Here is a 16,455-nt window from a genome sequence, read left to right on the forward strand (position 1 = left end):
TAGGGTCGACGGGTGTCCGACTCGTCCGCGCAGCAGCCACCGGAGCACCGCCCGCAGCGCCCGGCGGTGCCTCCGCACCCCGTGTTGCCCGCGCGTGAGCAGGAGCATGTCGACGCGCTGCTGACCGAAGTGCCCGCGCCCGCGCGCCGGCGCTACCGGCCGCGGGTGGCGTCGAGGATCTGGCGCAGCCGGGCGTTCCGCGCCGGTGCGGTGGTGACCCTGCTCGCCCTGTGCGCTCTGGTGATCCTGGTGCTCGTGCGCGAGCAGACCGGCACCCACGGCTTCCTGGTCGGTCTCGGTCTGGCGACGCTGCCGGTCCCGCTGCTGCTGGCGGCGTTCCGCTGGCTCGACCGGGTGGAACCCGGCCCGTGGCGGAATCTTCTCTTCGCCTTCGCCTGGGGCGCGTTCGCCGCCGCACTGATAGCGATCATCGCGAACACCTTCGCGACGCGCTGGATAGCGACGGCGACAGCAGACCCGGCATCGGCCGACACCCTCGGGGCGACGGTGATAGCGCCGGTCGTCGAGGAGAGCGCGAAGGCCGCCGCGATCCTGCTGCTCTTCGTCTTCCGCAGACGGGACTTCACCGGAATCGTGGACGGCGTGGTGGTCGCAGGCTTCACGGCCACCGGCTTCGCCTTCACGGAGAACATCCTCTATCTGGGCAGCGCCTTCGGCGAGGACCAGGCGATAGGCACCTCCGGCTTCGCCTCCGTGACCGCGGCGACGTTCTTCGTACGCATCGTGATGTCGCCGTTCGCGCATCCGCTGTTCACCGTGCTCACCGGCCTCGGCTTCGGTGTCGCCGCGCTCGGTGCGCGCCGGCACCGGCGGTTGCGGCGCATCGCGTTGCCGCTGCTCGGCCTGGCGCTCGCGATGGGCATGCACGCCCTGTGGAACGGCTCGGCGTCGATGCTCGGCCCGTGGGGCTTCTACGCCGTGTACGGGGCGTTCATGGTGCCGGTGTTCGGGCTGCTCACCTGGCTCACGATCTGGACCCGCCAGCGTGAGCTGCGCACGATATCGGAGGAGCTGCCGGCGTACGCCGCGGCCGGCTGGATGTCCGCGGCCGAGCCCCGTGCCCTGTCGTCGATGCGGGCCCGCACCGTGGCCCGGGACTTCGCCCGGCGCGCGTACGGCCCGGCGGCCGGACACGCCGTTTCCGAGTACGAGGCGTTCGCGACGACGCTCGCCTTCCTGCGCCACCGGGCCCATCGGGGCGCGGCGGGGCCGGACTTCGTGGAGCGCGAACAGGAGCTGCTGCACCATCTGTGGCAGCGCAGGGCGGTGGCCGGGCCTTCGCTGGCGTACGCCGCACAGGCCACCGCCCGGATGCCGCTGCTGCCGCCGCACCGCGACTACAGCGGCTACAACCCCTACCGCTACTGAGTCCGCGCCGGGGTGAGCTCAGGCGGACGCGGCGGTCAGCTCGGCAAGCTCGCCGTCCGTCAGGGCCAGATCCGCTGCCGCCACCAGGGCCGGCACCTGCTCGACCGTACGGGCCGACGCGATCGGCGCGGCCACGGTCGGCTGGGCGGCCAGCCACGCCAGTGCGACGGTCGCGATCTCCGCGCCACGGGCCTGCGCGATCCGGTCGAGCACGTCGAGGACCTTCAGCCCCCGCTGCGACTCGAGGTGCTTGGACGCTCCCTGGGCCCTGGCGCTGTCCACCGTGGTGCCGGGCCGGTACTTGCCGGTGAGGAAGCCGGACGCGAGCGCGTAGTAGGGAACGGCGGCGAGGCCGGCGCGGGCGGCGGTGTCCTGCAGTTCGCCTTCGTAGGTGTGGCGTGAGACCAGGTTGTAGTGAGGCTGAAGCGCCACGTACCGGGCGAGGCCCTCCCGCTCGGAGAAGGCCAGGGACGCCTGGAGCCGTTCGGCACTGATGTTGGAGGCGGCGATCGCACGGACCTTGCCGTCCTTCACCAGCTGGTCGAGGGCGGTGATGATCTCCTCGACAGGCACGGACGGGTCGTCGAAGTGGGTGTAGTAGAGGTCGATGTGGTCGGTGCCCAGCCGCATGAGCGACTCCTCCGCGGCGGCCTTGATCGTGGTGGCGGAGAGGCCCTTGTGGCGGGGGTGGGCGCCGACCTTGGTGGCGACGACGACTTCGGAGCGGTTGCCACGAGCCGCGAGCCACTTGCCGATGAGGGTCTCCGACTCGCCGCCCTCGTTCCCGGGGGCCCACGAGGAGTAGCTGTCGGCGGTGTCGACGAAGTTGCCGCCCGCCGCGGTGTACGCGTCGAGGACCGCGAAGGTCCGCGCCTCGTCGGCCGTCCAGCCGAAGACGTTGCCGCCGAGAGCGAGCGGGAAGACGGTCAGGTCGGAGGAACCGAGGGTGCGCAGAGAGGTCATGAGGTGATCAACGGCCGGGCCCGTACCGGCTATTCCGGCAGCCCTGGCGTCGGGGGGTGTGCGCCGGGGCTGCCGGAGACATGGATGTGCCCGGTACGGGAGGACTGTGACCCGTACCGGGCAGGGATCAGATCGTGAGGCCCTTGCTGCGCAGCCACGCCATCGGGTCGATGCCCGCGCCGCCGGCGGTGTGCACCTCGAGGTGCAGGTGCGGACCGGTGACATTGCCGGTCGCGCCGACGCGCCCGATCGTCTCGCCGGTGGACACCTGCTGCCCCGCGCTCGCCGTCATCGAGGAGAGGTGGGCGTACAGGACCTCGGTACCGTCCTCGAGCTCGAGGACGATGCGGTAGCCGTAGGAGCCGGACCAGCCCGCGGACTTGACCGTGCCGCCGTGCACCGCCTTGACCGGGGTCCCGGTCGGTGCCGCGAAGTCCAGGCCGGTGTGCTGGCCGGAGGACCACATGGCGCCGGACTCACCGTAGGTGGAGGTGATCGTGTAGGAGGAGGTGGGAAGGGAGAAACTGCGGGCGAGTTCGGCGAGACGCGCCGCCTCCGCAGCCGCCCGCGCGGCCTCCTCCGCCTTCCGCTTCTCCTCGGCGGCCTTGGCCTCTGCCGCGCTCTGCTGCTTCTCGGCGGCGGCCGCCGCCTGCTCGGCGGCGAGCGCCTCCGCGGCCGCCTTCGCCTCGGCGTCGGCTTCTGCCTGCTGCTGCTCGGCCTGCTGGAGGATCCGGGCGCGCAGGGCCTCGCCGGAGCCGGCGGCCTGGCTCTGGCCGGCGCCGCCGTCGGCGACCGTGGTCGCGGAGGTGAGCGGCGCGGCGTGCACGTCGCCGTCGGAGTCGTCCGAGTCGGAGATCAGGGATCCCACGCCAGGAAGGGACTTGGCGTCGGGAAGGTTGTCCGCGATGGAATCGGGAAGGGAGATGGAAACTGCCGGCTTGTCCTGCGCGGTGGCTATGCCACCCGCGCCGACCGCGGCGATGACGCCGACTCCGAGCACCGTGGAGCTGCGGGCGATTCCGCCGCGCTGCTTGATGACACGGTGCCGGCCGCGCACGGGGCGGACGGAGTCCTCTGTGGGGTTCCATTCCTCCCAGGTCCGCTCGGGGGCGTCGGCACTGAAACGTTCGGACGCGAAGCGGGCCTCGGGGGCAGGCATGTTGGACGCCACGAAGGCGTACTCCTTTCCTTCCTTCTCGCCTACCGGGTTAGCTGACGGGTTCGGAGCAGGAAGGTCTCCTACGGGCGCCCTCGACCGCAAACTGAGCGGCAAAGGGTGACCGATTCACCCCAATTAGTGGTTCCCCGGTTCCCTTGCGGGATTCGGCACGTGCGCACGGCGCCGCCTCTGCGACGGCTGGGACGACCGCACTGCGTTATCGAACGTTAATAGACGGCGGGGCCGGATTCCAAGCTGTTCCGGGTGATCATTAACGGCTTCACCCGGGACTTTCCGGGACAGAATCGGCCGGAACCGGGCGAGTTGATCAAACGTCAGAGGCGGTCACGATTCTGATGGTGCATCAAATGTTATGCGGACGGCTCTCCTTCGGCTACGGAGCGTGCGCACCGCCCGGGTCAGGCGCGTGATGTCACGCGGATCCACCGCGGCCGCCGGGCTCCGGCGGCACCACCGGCACCGTCCTGCGCCGTTCCGGCTGCCCTTCCGCCGGCGTGCCGACCGCCAGCAGCGCCATGTCGTCGCTCGAACCGCCGCCGGTGTACCGGCGTACGTCGTCGACCAGCGCGTCCAGCAGCTCCGCCGGCCCGGGGAAGAGGCGTCCGGCGAGCCGTTCCACCGGGTCGTAGAAGACGCCGCGGGCGTCCCGCGCCTCCGTCACCCCGTCCGTGTAGAGCAGCAGCGTCGCCCCGTCGGGCAGCGGGTACTCCTCCGCCCGGTCCGGCCACGCCGCCAGGTCACCCATCCCCAGCGGCAGCGCCGCCTGCGCCGGCGCGAGGACGTCCAGAGCCCCGTCGGCGTGCAGCACCAAGGGCTCGGGGTGGCCCCGGTTCACCAGCCGCACCAGGGCGCGGCCCCGCGGGATCTCGCCCAGGACGGCGGTCGTGAACCCCTCCACGGCGTCCAGCCCTTCCCGCCTGGTGCCCTCCCGCTTGAGGGCGCGCTCCAGCCGCTGCGCCACGCCCTCCAGCGAGCGCTCCTGCTCCGCGGCCTCGCGGAACGCGCCGATGAGCACGGCCACGGTCCCCACCGCCCCCAGTCCCTTGCCCCGCACATCGCCGACAAGAAGGCGCACGCCATGAGGAGTGTCCTGCACCGCGAAGAGGTCGCCGCCGATGAACGCGCCCGCCTGCGCCGCCTCGTACCGGGCGGCGATGTGCAGACCGCCGATCCGGTCGGCCGGCGCGGGAAGTACGGCCCGCTGCGCGGTCTCCGCGATCACCCGGGCCGAAGCGAGCCGCTCACCACTGCGCCGCACGAGGGTGTTGATGAACAGCGCGAGAACGACGACGGTGACCACCGTGGTCGTCTCGGTGAGGACCGTGATCTGCCAGAAGCTTCTGTTGACGGCGTGGAGGACGCTCAGGGCCAGAACCGCAGCGATCCCGGTGAGCAGGGTCGCCATCCATGACAGGACAGGCGCCGCGACGAGCGGGGCTGCGGCATAGAGGGGTACGGCGGTGAACCGGGGCGGGGTCAGAACGTCGAAGACCACCCCGCCGACGATCATCGCCATGGGCAACGCGCGGACGAACCACGGGGCTCTTCTGGCGCCGCCCTGATCTCGCCACTCCTGGCCCAAAGGTGGTCTCCTGCCGGGTCCTACCGGGTCCGCTGACGGCTGCGGACAGTACCGCGCCCCCCTCAGGCTGAAGGCCGACGCGCCGCAGGACGACTTCCGGTCGCCCGACCGGGCGACGGTCGTGCGCTGCCGGAAAAGCCACCGGCCCGGTGGTCGATCTTCTCGATCGACCACCGGGCCGGTGTCATCAGTAGCGGGGACAGGATTTGAACCTGCGACCTCTGGGTTATGAGCCCAGCGAGCTACCGAGCTGCTCCACCCCGCGTCGGTGAACACAACCTTACGCCATGCAGAGCAAGATCCGTACCAAATTACGAGGGACGCGGGTGAAGGCCGGAAAACCGCCGCAGGCGGCTACTCCTGACCGAGCCGGAGATCGGGCCCGAACACCTCGTAGTGCACGGCCGCGGCGGGCACGCCCCGGCGCAGCAGATCACCCCGTACGGCGCGCATGAACGGCAACGGGCCGCACAGACAGGCCGTGAGCCCCTCGGGGAGGTCCGGGCGCCGACGTCGGCCTGCCCGGGCCGGGTACCGAAGCCGAGCACCGTCCGATGCCCATCCGCCTGACATCGAGCAGCGGCGGCGCGATTATGGGACACCCAAGGCGGCCTCCGAAAGGTACTTTCGTGACAAACGGGAACAGCGACGCCGACTACGAGGGCATGCGCCCCGACCGCAGGGACCAGGCTGTGGCCTTCGACGCCATCGGCGACAGCTACGACGACGCCTTCCCGCACAAGGAGGGCCAGGTCGCCGCCGGCGAATGGCTGGCCGAGGCGTTGTCCCCCGGGGCACGGGTGCTGGATCTGGGCTGCGGCACCGGAGTGCCGACCGCGCGGCGGCTGACGGACGCCGGATTCGAGGTGGTGGGCGTCGACCTGTCGAAGGAAATGGTGAGACTCGCCCGGACGAACGTGCCCGAAGGGGCGTTCCACCAACTCGACGTCGCGGACCTCCGTCCGGGCGGCCCCGCGGATCTGGGCCGCTTCGACGCCATCACGGCCTTCTTCTCCCTGCTCATGCTCCCCCGCGCCGAGATCCCCGAGGCGCTGCGGACCGTCCACCACCTGCTGGTCCCCGGCGGCCTGTTCGTGATCTCGATGGTGGAGGCGGACATGGACAACCGCGCGATCCCGTTCCTCGGAAAGAGCATCCGGGTGTCCGGCTACCTCCGCGAGGAGTTGCACAAGGTCGTCGAGCAGGACTTCGAGATCCTCGAGGAGTCCTCGTACACCTACGCCCCGGCGATCAGCGACGTGCCGCCCGAGGAGCAGGTCTTCCTCTGCTGCCGGCGACGCGACTGAGCGTTTCCCCGGTCCACGCCGCTCCTTCGGCGACTGACCACCGGGGTCCTCCTACGTGGGGTCCTGCCGCGGAACCGTGTAGTCGTGCCCGCACTTGCCGCAGAGCGCCGAAGCCGGCCGGAAACAAGATCAGCCCCAGGCCAGAACCTTCCTGACCTGGGGCTGAGTGGTAGGCCGTGTGGGACTCGAACCCACAACCAACGGATTAAAAGTCCGCTGCTCTGCCAATTGAGCTAACGGCCCTCGACACAACACCCCTGAGCATAGCGGGAGAGATCCCCGGAGCCGATCGGGTATACGCCACCGGCCCGGTCGCCGCGGCCCGGTCGTCCCGGGCCGCGGCGGAAGCACGTCAGTACAGGCCCTTGAACGCCTGCCAGCCGCCCGTGCCGATCACCACCCGGGCCGCCAGCGTCCCGGTCCCCGTCGCGCTGTGCCGGTACAGCCGGCCGTCACCCGTACGACCCACGAGCTCCGGCTTCCCGTCACCGCTGATGTCGCCCAGCCCGACCACCGAGGTGTACCCGCCCCAGCCCGTCGCCAGCTGCACCCGCGGCGCCACAGCACCCGACGCCGTGCCGTAGTACCGCCACAGCGCACCCGCCGCGTCGATGCCCAGCAGGTCGCCGCGGCCGTCACCGTTCAGGTCACCGGCACCGACGATCTTCGTGTAGGTCTTCCAGTTCGTGCCGATCTTCACCCGGCTCTTGAGCCGGTGATCCGCCGTCCCCGCGTAGAAGTACATGTCGCCGGTGGACGCCTGACGCGCCACCAGGTCCTGGTACCCGTCGCCGTTCACGTCACCCGGGGAGGTCAGCACGTTGTACTGCCCCCACCCGGTGCCGATCAGCGTGTACGGAGACGACGCCGACACGATCTTGCCGCAGCCCGGCCGGTACGCACGCAGCTGATCGCCGACCCGCACCAGCACATCGTTGCAGCGGTCCCCGTTCACATCACCGAACGGCACCAGTACCGACGAGGTCGAGAACACGCCGCCCGACCCCGCGATCCGCGCCGACAGACCACCCGAGCCCGTGCCCTTGTACAGCGACACCAGACCCGCGGAATCCATCACCAGCAGATCACCGAAACCGTCGTCGCCGACGAGATCCCGCCGGGCCGCCGCGGCGCCGGTCACGGACACCGCGCCCGCCGCCGTCAGATCCGCGCCCTGGCCGTCAGCCGGCTTCACGCTCAGGGCCCACGTGTACGCGCCGTTCCCGACGAACCTGCCCGCCGCGTCCTTGCCGTCCCACACCGGACTCACAACGCCGCGCGCCTCGCCCCCTGACAGGGTCCGGACGACCGCGCCGGTCGTCTTGCTCGTCACCGTCAGCTGCCACGACCCGGCCGGCTTCGACAGCCACCAACGCGGCTTCCACGCACCCGCCTTCAGGTCCGCACCCGTCGCCACATCGGCATCGATACGGGCCAGCGGCGATGCCGGGACCCCGAGATCGGCCACCCGGATGTCACCGGCGGCGTTCTCCTGGTAGGCGACGCGGCCGGCGGCGGTGTCGATGGCGTACAGGCCGGACTCGTAGTTGTAATCGCTCGTCAGGTAGGTCGCCTTGAGGACAGGCTCGGGACCGCGGACGTCGGTGACCCGCACCTCCCGGCCATGGGTCTGCACGACGTAGCCGTCACCGAGCTGCGAGAACGGCTCGGTGTAGTTCAGGTTGGTGTTCTTGTCGAGGTCGTAGATGCCGCCTCTCTCGGTGGGGCCGGCGCAGCTCCAGCTCAGCCAGTGGGCCGTGACCTTGAGGAACTCCGCCCGGCAACCTGTTCCCAGATCCACCGTGCGCTTCACGGCGCCGGTACGGACGTCGTAGCCGACGACCGTTCCGTTCACGGTGCCCTGCGTCCAGAGCGTGTCGCCGTACAGGTCGTAGTCGAACGGCACCTTGAACGTCGCGAGTCGCTTGCCCGTGTCCAGATCGAAGGCGGTGTTCGTCACCCACTCGCCGGACCCGGTCCGTCCGCCGCCGATCGCGTAGCGCCCGGAGACGTCAGAGATGTGGACGTTCTCGAGTTCGTTGCTGAGGACGCGTCCCGAGGTCGCGCCCGGCTCCACCACCAGGGCCGGGAGGTCCGACTGGTAGGGCGGCTGGACCACCATGCGTCCGTCGCCGGTGGCCAGGGGCTCCGGACAGCCGTTCGTGTCGGTGCACTCTTCGAGCGGGAATCCGAAGTCGCCGCGCTCCTGCGTCGCTCCGGCCGTCAGTTCGCCCGTGACCGACACCGTCCGCGAACGGTAGGAGTTGGTCTCGTCCGGCATCCACTCGAGGGAGTGGAGCTGTCCGTGGCTGAAACTGAGCGACCTCGGCTTCGAGGTGAGCGGGGTGACGTCCACGAGCTTGGCCGCGGTCGTCCCGTCCCCCTCGGCCCGGAGCCGCTGGACGCCCAGCGTGTCGGCGGCCGCGCCCGCGACCAGGAGCAGCCCACCGTCCGGAGCCGCCAGCGCCTGCCGGCGTCCGTGGGCGAAGAGAGTGGTCTCCTCTCCACCCGCGCGCGGCACGGAGACGACGCGGTACGGGACGGAGGAGTCCTGGCCGGAAGCACGCCCGACGATCAGTCGAGTGCCCACGACCCCGAGCAGCACGTCGCCCTCGTTGTAGGGAAGGTCGGTCGTGGCGGCCAGGGCGAGCGGACCGGATGCGCCGGCTTCGCCCTTGGTGTAGAAGCGCGCCTTGCCGTCCTTCGCCCACTCCACGACCTCGGTCGGGCTGTGAACGGTGGACACCGGCTGAGCGGCCGCGTCGTTGGGGAGGGTGCGGACCTGTGCCGAGGCCAGATCGACCCAGGCGGAGCGGGAGACGCCGCCCACCTGGTACGTGGCGAGGACGCCGTCCGCGCCCCCGGTCACCGCCTTGGCGGGCGGCAGCGCGCCCTCCGGCCAGCCGGTCACCTGTGTGTCCTGCACCGAGCCGTTCACTTTCCGGAGCAGATGCCACACGCGCGGGGCGGTCGTGGTCGTCCGGGTGAAGGTGACCACGGTGGACCCGAAGACACCGACGTACTGGTGGCCGCTTGGAATGTCGAGGTAGCTGACGCTGTCCGTCGCCATGTTCACCAGCCGGACCGAGTCCGACGTAGGCGTCCAGTCGGACAAGTACGTGGCGAAGCCGTCGAAACCGGCACCGTACGTGCCGTCGGCCTCCGGCCCCTCCTCTTCGACGGAGATCGGGGTGGAGACGCCGGCATACGTGCTCCAGAAGTGCCCGACGCCCTGCTCGTAGCGCAGGTAGCCGGTGGGGCCCGCGACGAGCGGGACCACGGTCCGTGGCTGCGCCGCGACGGCCGCGGGGAAGACGACTTTGCCGCCCTCGGCCGCGGTGGCCGTGAGCGCGAAGGGGCCGATGCCGGCGACAAGGGTCGCTGCCGTCACGGCTGCGATGGAATGGCGTACGAGAGCGCTTCGAGGCACTCGGGTCCCTCCCCGGGATGCGTAAGAGACGCATGGGGAGATCAGCGGTGCCCGTACCGAACAGCAGTGCGTGAAGGCCCCCCCGAGCCGCACCCGCCCCCATGCAAGTGGGCTGACATTAACAGCAGCCTCACCAGCAACGGAAGCATTTTTCGAACCCGTTCAACGCGACAGGGCCCGTACGCCACCGAAGTGCCGTACGGGCCCTGCTCAGTCGGTCCTCACATGAGGTCAGCCGTTGCGCTTCCAGCGCGGCTTGTCGTCACGGCGGCCGCCGCCGAAGGAGCCGGAGCTCGAACCGGCGCCACCGCGGTGGTCGTCACGGCGGCCGTACGGGCGGTCGCCGGCGCCGGGACGGAAGCCGCTCGAGGGGCGGTCGTCGCGGCGGTCACGGTTGAACGGACGGTCGCTGCCACGGTGACCGGCCGGGCGGTCGTCGCGGCGGAAGCCGCCACGGTCACCACCGCGGTCGTCACGGCGGAAGTTGCCACGGTCACCGTCACGGCGCTCGAAGGTACGGCCACCACGGTCGTCCTCGCGGCGGAAGCCGCCACGGTCGCCACCGCGGTCGTCACGGCGCTCGAAGGTACGGCCACCACGGTCGTCACGGCGGTCGTCACGACGGAACCCGCCACGGTCGCCACCGCGGTCGTCACGACGCTCGAAGGAACGGCCACCACGGTCGCCACCGCGGTCGTCACGGCGCTCGAAAGTACGGCCACCACGGTCGTCACGGCGGTCGTCACGACGGAACCCGCCACGGTCGCCACCGCGGTCGTCACGGCGGAAGCCACCGCGGTCGTCGCGGCGGAAGTTGCCACGCTCGTCACGACGGTCGGACGAGGGACGCTCGTCACGGGAGTCGCGCACCGGCTCGGCCTGCTCCGGCACCGCGGCGATCTCGGCCACCGCGGCCTCGGTCACCTCGGCGACGGCCGCCTCCGGGTCCTCGCCGCGCTCACGGGCGGCGCGGGCGACCAGACGGTCGGCCTCCTCGCGCAGCTCGGTCGCACGGCGCTGGACGCGCTCGAGCTGGCGGGTCAGTTCGACGACCTCGCGCTCGGCCTGCTTGGCGGCGTTGTTCGCGGAGTCGGCCTGGACCTCGGTCAGCGAACGGGCGCCGGTGATCTCGGCGACCTCCGGGTCGAACACGCCCGCTCCGCCGACGATGTGACGCGAGGCGTCGACGCCCGCGTCCTCCATCAGCCGGAAGATCTGGCGGCGCTGGTGAGGCAGCGACAGCGAGACGACGACACCGGACTTGCCGGCGCGGGCCGTACGGCCGGAGCGGTGCAGGTAGTCCTTGTGGTCACCGGCAGGGTCCACGTTGAGGACCAGGTCGATGCCGTCGACGTGGATGCCGCGGGCGGCGACGTCGGTCGCGACGAGCGCGTTGACGTAGCCCTTCTTGAAGTCCTCCAGGACGCGGGTGCGGGCGCCCTGCGTCATGCCGCCGTGCAGCGCGTCGGCCTTCACACCGGCGTCGCACAGCTGCTCGGCGATGCGGTCGGCGCCCAGCTGGGTGCGGACGAAGATGATCGTGCGGCCCTTGCGGGCGGCGATCGCGGCCGTGACGGGCGCCTTGTCCTTGGGCTTCACGACGAGCACGTGGTGGCTCATGGTCGTGACGTTGCCCTGGGCGCTGTCGACCTCGTGCGTGACCGGGTCGGTCAGGTAGCGCTTGACCAGCGTGGAGATCTCGTTCTCCATGGTGGCGGAGAACAGCATCCGCTGGCCGCCGCCGGGGATCTGGTCGAGCAGCTCGGTGACCTCGGGCAGGAAGCCCAGGTCGGACATCTGGTCGGCCTCGTCGAGGACGGCGACCTGGACGTTCTCCAGGGAGCAGGCGCCGCGGTTGATGATGTCGCGCAGGCGGCCCGGGGTGGCGACGAGGACGTCGACACCGCGCTCGAGGGCGTAGATCTGGTTGCCCATGGAGGTACCGCCGCAGACGACCTTCATCTTGAGGCCGAGCACGTCGCCGTAGGGCTGGAGGGCGTCCGCGACCTGCATCGCGAGCTCACGGGTCGGCGTGAGGATGATCGCGCGGGGCTTCTTCTTCTCGGTGTGGCCGCCGGCCAGCGTGGCCAGGGTCGGCAGACCGAAGGAGAGGGTCTTGCCGGAGCCGGTGCGGCCACGGCCGAGGATGTCCTTGCCGGCCAGGGCGTCCGGGATGGTCGCGGCCTGGATCGGGAAGGGCGAGGTCACGCCGTTCTGGGCGAGCTTGCGGACGACGCCCTCGGGGAGACCGAGGTCCGAGAACGTGGTCTGGGGCTCCTCGGGGGCCTCTGCGGCCTCCGCGACAACCGTCTCGACAATCTCGTCGTTCTCGGGCATGACGGCGTGATCAGTGCTGAAATTGGACATGCGAAATGCGAAACCTTCCGGAGTCTCGGCACGCGCCCAAACTCCGTGAATTCGCAATTCGACCGCCTCGATGCGGTCAGCCACGGCTAGGGAGAGTACGCGCCACGCGGCGCTCTTCTGTTTCGGCGCCGGGCAATGGGATCAAACGATCTACCACCATACGCACCCTCCCCCACCGATGGCAAACCGCGGCCGAGTGACGCCCGGCACACCGCCCTAGGCAGCGGACCGGCCCGCCCCGTCGCTTCGGCCCGCCCCGTCCGGGCGCGACTGCGGTGATGCCGAGGGCTCGGAGTCACCGTCGGCCGGCATCACCCGCATCGCACCGGCGTGCACCTCGGGCGCGGAGGAGGCACTCGGCGGGTCGGACGGCTGTGGCGGTGACGGCGGAGGACTCTCCACCGGCGGCTCCGGTGACTCCTCCGGCGGCGGCATCGACGGCTGCGGCGCGGACGCGGACGGCCCGGCGTCCCCGGGGGGCGCGGACGGCTTCGGCTCCGAGGGCGGCGGGGCGGCCTCGGAGGGCCGGGCACCGGCGGAGGCCGAACCGCTCGGCGCGGGCGAAGCGTTCTCGCCCTTCCCGTCGACGTCGTGGGAGGAGTCCCCGCCGCCGCCTGCCTGCCGTCCGTGTCCGCCCGGGAGCACATGCCCGCCGTCCGGTTCCGCCCCCGTCCCGCGCCGCTCCGCGGACGAGCTGGGCGCGGGCTTCGCCCCGCCGTCGTCGCTCACGCTCATACAGCCTGCCGAGGCCAGGACCGCCATGGAGGCGGCGATCCAGACGGCCGTACGGCCGGGGGCTGACAACTGGCGCACGGGGGCACCTCCGGGGCAGGGGACGCGGGTTTCCCTGACCAACTCCCGTCACCCCGCAAGGGACACGCCCCGGATCCCGCCACGGCTCCGGCCGGCGCGACGGGTCACGCGGTGAAGGCGCGCGCCAACTCCAGCCCCAGGAACACCGATCCGAGCCCGACCAGCAGCGAGGCGGCCACGTTCGCCACGGCCAGGAACCGCCGTCCCCGCTCGGCCAGCCGCAGCGTCTCGTACGAGAACGTGGAGTACGTCGTCAACGCCCCGCACAGGCCCGTGCCGAGCAGCGCGTACGCCGGCGAGGACACCGACGCCCCCGCCACGGCGCCGAGCACCAGACTTCCCGCGGCGTTCACCACGAACGTCCCCCACGGGAACAGCGAGTCGTGGCGGGCCTGCACCGCACGGTCCGTCAGGTACCGCAGCGGCGCCCCGACCGCGGCGCCGACGACCACCAGCAGCCAGTTCACGGCGCCGCCGTGCGGTTCAGCGCCGCCCGCGTCGCCGAGGCCCCCAGCCACACCGCGCCCATCGCCCCGGCGAGCGTGCCGCCCGCGTACGCGAGTGCGACGCCGGCCTCTTCGCGCTCCAACAGGTCCGAGAAGTCGAGGGCGTACGTGGAGAACGTCGTGAATCCGCCGAGCACACCGACCCCGAGGAAGGGCCGCACCAGCGCGGGCGCCGTTCGGCCTCCCTCGCTGACGAGCGCCATGAGTACCCCGATCAGGGCGCAGCCGGTCACGTTGACCCAGAAGACCGCCCACGGGAACGTGCCCTCGGGCGCCGGCCACAGCAGGGTCGCGCCGTAGCGCGCGCAGGCGCCGACCGCACCGCCCGCCGAGATCGCGGCGAGCACCGGCCACTTGTGCCCGCCGGCCGTCTCGGCCCGCTGGGCGGGGACGTGGAGGTCGACGTCCGGGTCGATGGCCTCCGCGTCGCCGGCGGCGTCGGCGCCGGAGGTCACCCGTACCCCAGCTCGTGCAGCCGCTCGTCGTCGATCCCGAAGTGGTGCGCGATCTCGTGCACCACGGTGATCTCCGTCTCCGCGACGACGTCCTCGCGGGACTCGCACATCCGCAGCGTCGGCCCCCGGTAGATGGTGATGCGGTCGGGCAGCACGCCCGCGTACCACTCCCCGCGGTCGGTCAGCGGAGTCCCCTCGTAGAGGCCGAGCAGGTCGGGATCGTCCGATGCGGGCTCGTCCTCCACGAACACGGCGACGTTGTCCATCAGCCGCGTCAGTTCGGGCGGGATCCTGTCCAGGGCCTCGGAGACCAGTTCCTCGAACTCCTCGCGCGTCATCTCCAGCACCCGGCCATTGTCACGTACGCCGTGCGGGTGGTCGCCCCGGCATGGCCGCCCGCCGGTGTGGGCATACGGGACCAATGGCCCGCCAAGCCCAGGAACCGCACCGCTCGCCCATGTCGTCCCCGCCGATCCCCGCCGCACTGAGCCGACTCCTGCACCGCCTGCGCAAACGCGGCGCGCCCACCGGGCGGACCCCCGTCCCCGCACTGGATGCGGCCCCGCGGCCGTGGGTCAGGGCGCTGGGACTGACCGCCGTCGTCCTGATCGGAGCCTGGCTGGGGCTGCTGATCGTCGGGAACGTCCGTACGCCGGTCGGCCCCATGGACACGACGATGACGCTGCGGCCGTCCCTGAACGGCGGAACGAAGATCAACGTTTCTCCGCTGGGCGCGCTGGAGCTCGACTCCCACACCGCACCGGTGCGTCTCGACGTCGACGTGGACCGCCTGGACCCGGTCCGCTCCCAGGCCCTGGTGGAGCGTCCGGAGCTGATCTCCGGCCTCCAGGACGAGATCACCCACGACGTCCAGGACGGCACCGCGGAGCTGGCCTTCCGGTCCTGCGTCGCCGTCGTCTCCGGAGCCACCGCACTCGGCCTCGCCGTCTACCGCCGCCCGCGCCGCGCGCTGGCGGCGGGCGGCCTGGCGCTGGCCCTGCTGGCGGCGTCCGGCGTCAGCGCGTACGCCACCTGGAACCCGAAGTCCGTTCTCGAGCCCAAGTTCTCCGGGCTGCTGACGTCCGCGCCGTCCGTCGTCGGCAACGCCCGCTCGATCGTCACCGAATTCGGTATCTACCAGGAGGAGTTGGCCCGCCTCGTCACCAACGTCACCAAGCTCTACGAGGCGACCTCCACACTCCCCGCCTACCAGCCCGACCCGGGCACGATGCGGGTGCTGCACGTCTCCGACATCCACCTCAACCCGGCGGCCTGGCACATCATCGCGTCGCTCGTCGAGCAGTACGACATCGACGTGATCATCGACTCCGGCGACACGATGGACCACGGATCCGCCGCCGAGAACGGCTTCCTCGACCCGATCTCCGACCTGGGCGCGCCGTACGTCTGGGTACGCGGCAACCACGACTCGCGCACGACCCAGGAGTACCTCTCCCGCCTCAAGAACGTGCACGTGCTCGACGACGGCAGGGCCGTGACCGTGGCCGGGCTGCGTATCGCCGGCAGCGGCGACCCGCAGTTCACCCCCGACCGGTCGGTGGTCGCCCAGGGCGACCCCGCCGAACGGATGACAGGCATCCGCCTCGCCTCCGCACTGCGCGACCAGGAGGCCGCGGGTACGCCCGTCGACATCGCCGTCGCCCACAACCCGGTCGCCGCCCGCGAGACCGACGGAACGGTGCCGCTCGTCCTGGCCGGCCACGTCCACAAACGCCGGACCGAGCTCCTCGAGCACGGCACCCGGCTGAAGATCGAAGGCTCCACGGGCGGCGGCGGCCTGCGCGCGGTCCAGAACGAGAAGCCGGAGAAGGTGCGCGCCTCGGTCCTCTATCTGGACCGGACGACCCGCCGGATGCAGGCGTGGGACGAGATCACTCTGGGCGGCCTCGGACTGACGACGGCCGAGGTCAGCCGCCACCTCGCCGAGGACCCGACACCAAAGCCCTCGCCGTCGGGATCGCCGTCCGAAGCACCCTCCGGCACGCCCTCCCCCGGCACGCCGAGCCCCTCTCCGTAAACCGTTTTGGCGATAGCTCCCCGCATCCCATATGCTTCTCACGTCCCCGACGCGCTGAGAAGCGCCCAGGCGGGCCCTTAGCCCTCATCGTCTAGTGGCCCAGGACGCCGCCCTTTCAAGGCGGTAGCACGGGTTCGAATCCCGTTGGGGGCACGCTTTACCGTGTGCGAGACTTGGTCTCGCACATAGCTTGGTCCTGTGGAGCAGTTTGGAGTGCTCGCCACCCTGTCAAGGTGGAGGCCGCGGGTTCAAATCCCGTCAGGACCGCTGAAGCTCGAAAGAGCTTCGTGGCTGGGTAGCTCAGTTGGTACGAGCGATCGCCTGAAAAGCGATAGGTCGCCGGTTCGACCCCGGCCCCAGCCACAATCCGACGGCCCCGGCTCTTCGAGCCGGGGCCGTCGTCGTGCTCCCACGGTGTCCGGGAC

General features: G+C 71.2%; 12 protein-coding genes, 5 tRNA genes, 1 pseudogene and 1 riboswitch. Of the genes and pseudogenes, 6 read left to right on the forward strand and 12 right to left on the reverse strand.

What is annotated here, in order from left to right; all coding sequences use genetic code 11:
* Positions 1 to 12: 12 nt before the first annotated feature.
* Positions 13 to 1,389, forward strand: coding sequence for a PrsW family intramembrane metalloprotease (locus ACIPJI_RS27960; RefSeq protein ID WP_402249567.1), 1,377 nt, complete (start codon positions 13 to 15; stop codon positions 1,387 to 1,389).
* Between the two features lie 18 nt (positions 1,390 to 1,407).
* Here ACIPJI_RS27960 and ACIPJI_RS27965 read toward each other — a convergent pair whose 3' ends face one another.
* From ACIPJI_RS27965 to ACIPJI_RS27985, 5 genes and pseudogenes are all read right to left on the reverse strand, one after another.
* Positions 1,408 to 2,352 (reverse strand): aldo/keto reductase, encoded by a 945-nt coding sequence (locus ACIPJI_RS27965; protein ID WP_356624606.1) that lies wholly within the window; start codon positions 2,350 to 2,352, stop codon positions 1,408 to 1,410.
* Positions 2,353 to 2,479: 127 nt separating this feature from the next.
* The gene (locus tag ACIPJI_RS27970) at positions 2,480 to 3,523 is read right to left on the reverse strand and encodes a M23 family metallopeptidase (protein ID WP_307707236.1); all 1,044 of its coding nucleotides are present in this window, start codon (positions 3,521 to 3,523) and stop codon (positions 2,480 to 2,482) included.
* Between the two features lie 11 nt (positions 3,524 to 3,534).
* A riboswitch (cyclic di-AMP (ydaO/yuaA leader) is annotated at positions 3,535 to 3,691 on the reverse strand.
* Between the two features lie 253 nt (positions 3,692 to 3,944).
* Entirely contained in the window at positions 3,945 to 5,048 is a 1,104-nt protein-coding gene (locus ACIPJI_RS27975; RefSeq protein WP_307707237.1) for a PP2C family protein-serine/threonine phosphatase, read from the reverse strand.
* A 257-nt stretch (positions 5,049 to 5,305) separates the two neighbouring features.
* Positions 5,306 to 5,379, reverse strand: a tRNA-Met gene (locus ACIPJI_RS27980).
* 89 nt (positions 5,380 to 5,468) lie between these two features.
* Positions 5,469 to 5,623: pseudogene (locus tag ACIPJI_RS27985) on the reverse strand (hemin transporter); the annotation flags it as partial.
* 156 nt (positions 5,624 to 5,779) lie between these two features.
* Between ACIPJI_RS27985 and ACIPJI_RS27990 the strand changes: the two are divergent.
* The gene (locus ACIPJI_RS27990) at positions 5,780 to 6,421 is read left to right on the forward strand and encodes a class I SAM-dependent methyltransferase (RefSeq protein WP_356624616.1); all 642 of its coding nucleotides are present in this window, start codon (positions 5,780 to 5,782) and stop codon (positions 6,419 to 6,421) included.
* 167 nt (positions 6,422 to 6,588) lie between these two features.
* Here the strand turns inward: ACIPJI_RS27990 and ACIPJI_RS27995 are convergent.
* The 7 genes from ACIPJI_RS27995 to ACIPJI_RS28025 form a co-directional block, all read right to left on the reverse strand.
* A tRNA-Lys gene (locus tag ACIPJI_RS27995) sits at positions 6,589 to 6,664 on the reverse strand.
* A 109-nt stretch (positions 6,665 to 6,773) separates the two neighbouring features.
* Entirely contained in the window at positions 6,774 to 9,812 is a 3,039-nt protein-coding gene (locus ACIPJI_RS28000) for an FG-GAP-like repeat-containing protein (protein ID WP_402249569.1), read from the reverse strand.
* A 270-nt stretch (positions 9,813 to 10,082) separates the two neighbouring features.
* Positions 10,083 to 12,218, reverse strand: a complete 2,136-nt coding sequence (locus tag ACIPJI_RS28005) for a DEAD/DEAH box helicase (protein ID WP_402249572.1) — start codon at positions 12,216 to 12,218, stop codon at positions 10,083 to 10,085.
* A 216-nt stretch (positions 12,219 to 12,434) separates the two neighbouring features.
* Positions 12,435 to 13,031, reverse strand: a complete 597-nt coding sequence (locus tag ACIPJI_RS28010) for a hypothetical protein (RefSeq protein ID WP_402249573.1) — start codon at positions 13,029 to 13,031, stop codon at positions 12,435 to 12,437.
* A gap of 104 nt (positions 13,032 to 13,135) precedes the next feature.
* Positions 13,136 to 13,498, reverse strand: a complete 363-nt coding sequence (crcB, locus tag ACIPJI_RS28015) for a fluoride efflux transporter CrcB (RefSeq protein ID WP_356624601.1) — start codon at positions 13,496 to 13,498, stop codon at positions 13,136 to 13,138.
* The gene (locus ACIPJI_RS28020; RefSeq protein ID WP_402249575.1) at positions 13,495 to 13,992 is read right to left on the reverse strand and encodes a fluoride efflux transporter FluC; all 498 of its coding nucleotides are present in this window, start codon (positions 13,990 to 13,992) and stop codon (positions 13,495 to 13,497) included. Before ACIPJI_RS28020 ends, crcB begins: the two co-directional genes overlap by 4 nt.
* Positions 13,989 to 14,339 (reverse strand): metallopeptidase family protein, encoded by a 351-nt coding sequence (locus tag ACIPJI_RS28025; protein ID WP_037774286.1) that lies wholly within the window; start codon positions 14,337 to 14,339, stop codon positions 13,989 to 13,991. Before ACIPJI_RS28025 ends, ACIPJI_RS28020 begins: the two co-directional genes overlap by 4 nt.
* Positions 14,340 to 14,413: 74 nt before the next feature.
* Here ACIPJI_RS28025 and ACIPJI_RS28030 point away from each other — a divergent pair, with 74 nt between their 5' ends.
* The 4 genes from ACIPJI_RS28030 to ACIPJI_RS28045 all read left to right on the forward strand — a co-directional run bounded on the left by ACIPJI_RS28030 (position 14,414) and on the right by ACIPJI_RS28045 (position 16,393).
* Positions 14,414 to 16,030: a metallophosphoesterase gene (locus ACIPJI_RS28030; protein WP_402249577.1), complete on the forward strand. Its 1,617-nt coding sequence runs from the start codon at positions 14,414 to 14,416 to the stop codon at positions 16,028 to 16,030.
* Positions 16,031 to 16,110: 80 nt separating this feature from the next.
* A tRNA-Glu gene (locus ACIPJI_RS28035) sits at positions 16,111 to 16,183 on the forward strand.
* Between the two features lie 39 nt (positions 16,184 to 16,222).
* A tRNA-Asp gene (locus ACIPJI_RS28040) sits at positions 16,223 to 16,297 on the forward strand.
* Positions 16,298 to 16,319: 22 nt separating this feature from the next.
* Positions 16,320 to 16,393, forward strand: a tRNA-Phe gene (locus tag ACIPJI_RS28045).
* Positions 16,394 to 16,455 lie beyond the last annotated feature (62 nt).

Source organism: Streptomyces sp. NPDC086835 (assembly GCF_044745705.1).
Taxonomy (GTDB): domain Bacteria; phylum Actinomycetota; class Actinomycetes; order Streptomycetales; family Streptomycetaceae; genus Streptomyces.

Coding starts and splice junctions, on each gene's coding strand:
- ACIPJI_RS28030 (WP_402249577.1), top strand. CDS start 14,414: ATGGCCCGCCAAGCCCAGGAACCGCACCGCTCGCCCATGTCGTCCCCG.
- ACIPJI_RS27990 (WP_356624616.1), top strand. CDS start 5,780: ATGCGCCCCGACCGCAGGGACCAGGCTGTGGCCTTCGACGCCATCGGC.
- ACIPJI_RS28005 (WP_402249572.1), bottom strand. CDS start 12,218: ATGTCCAATTTCAGCACTGATCACGCCGTCATGCCCGAGAACGACGAG.
- ACIPJI_RS27975 (WP_307707237.1), bottom strand. CDS start 5,048: ATGGCGATGATCGTCGGCGGGGTGGTCTTCGACGTTCTGACCCCGCCC.
- ACIPJI_RS27965 (WP_356624606.1), bottom strand. CDS start 2,352: ATGACCTCTCTGCGCACCCTCGGTTCCTCCGACCTGACCGTCTTCCCG.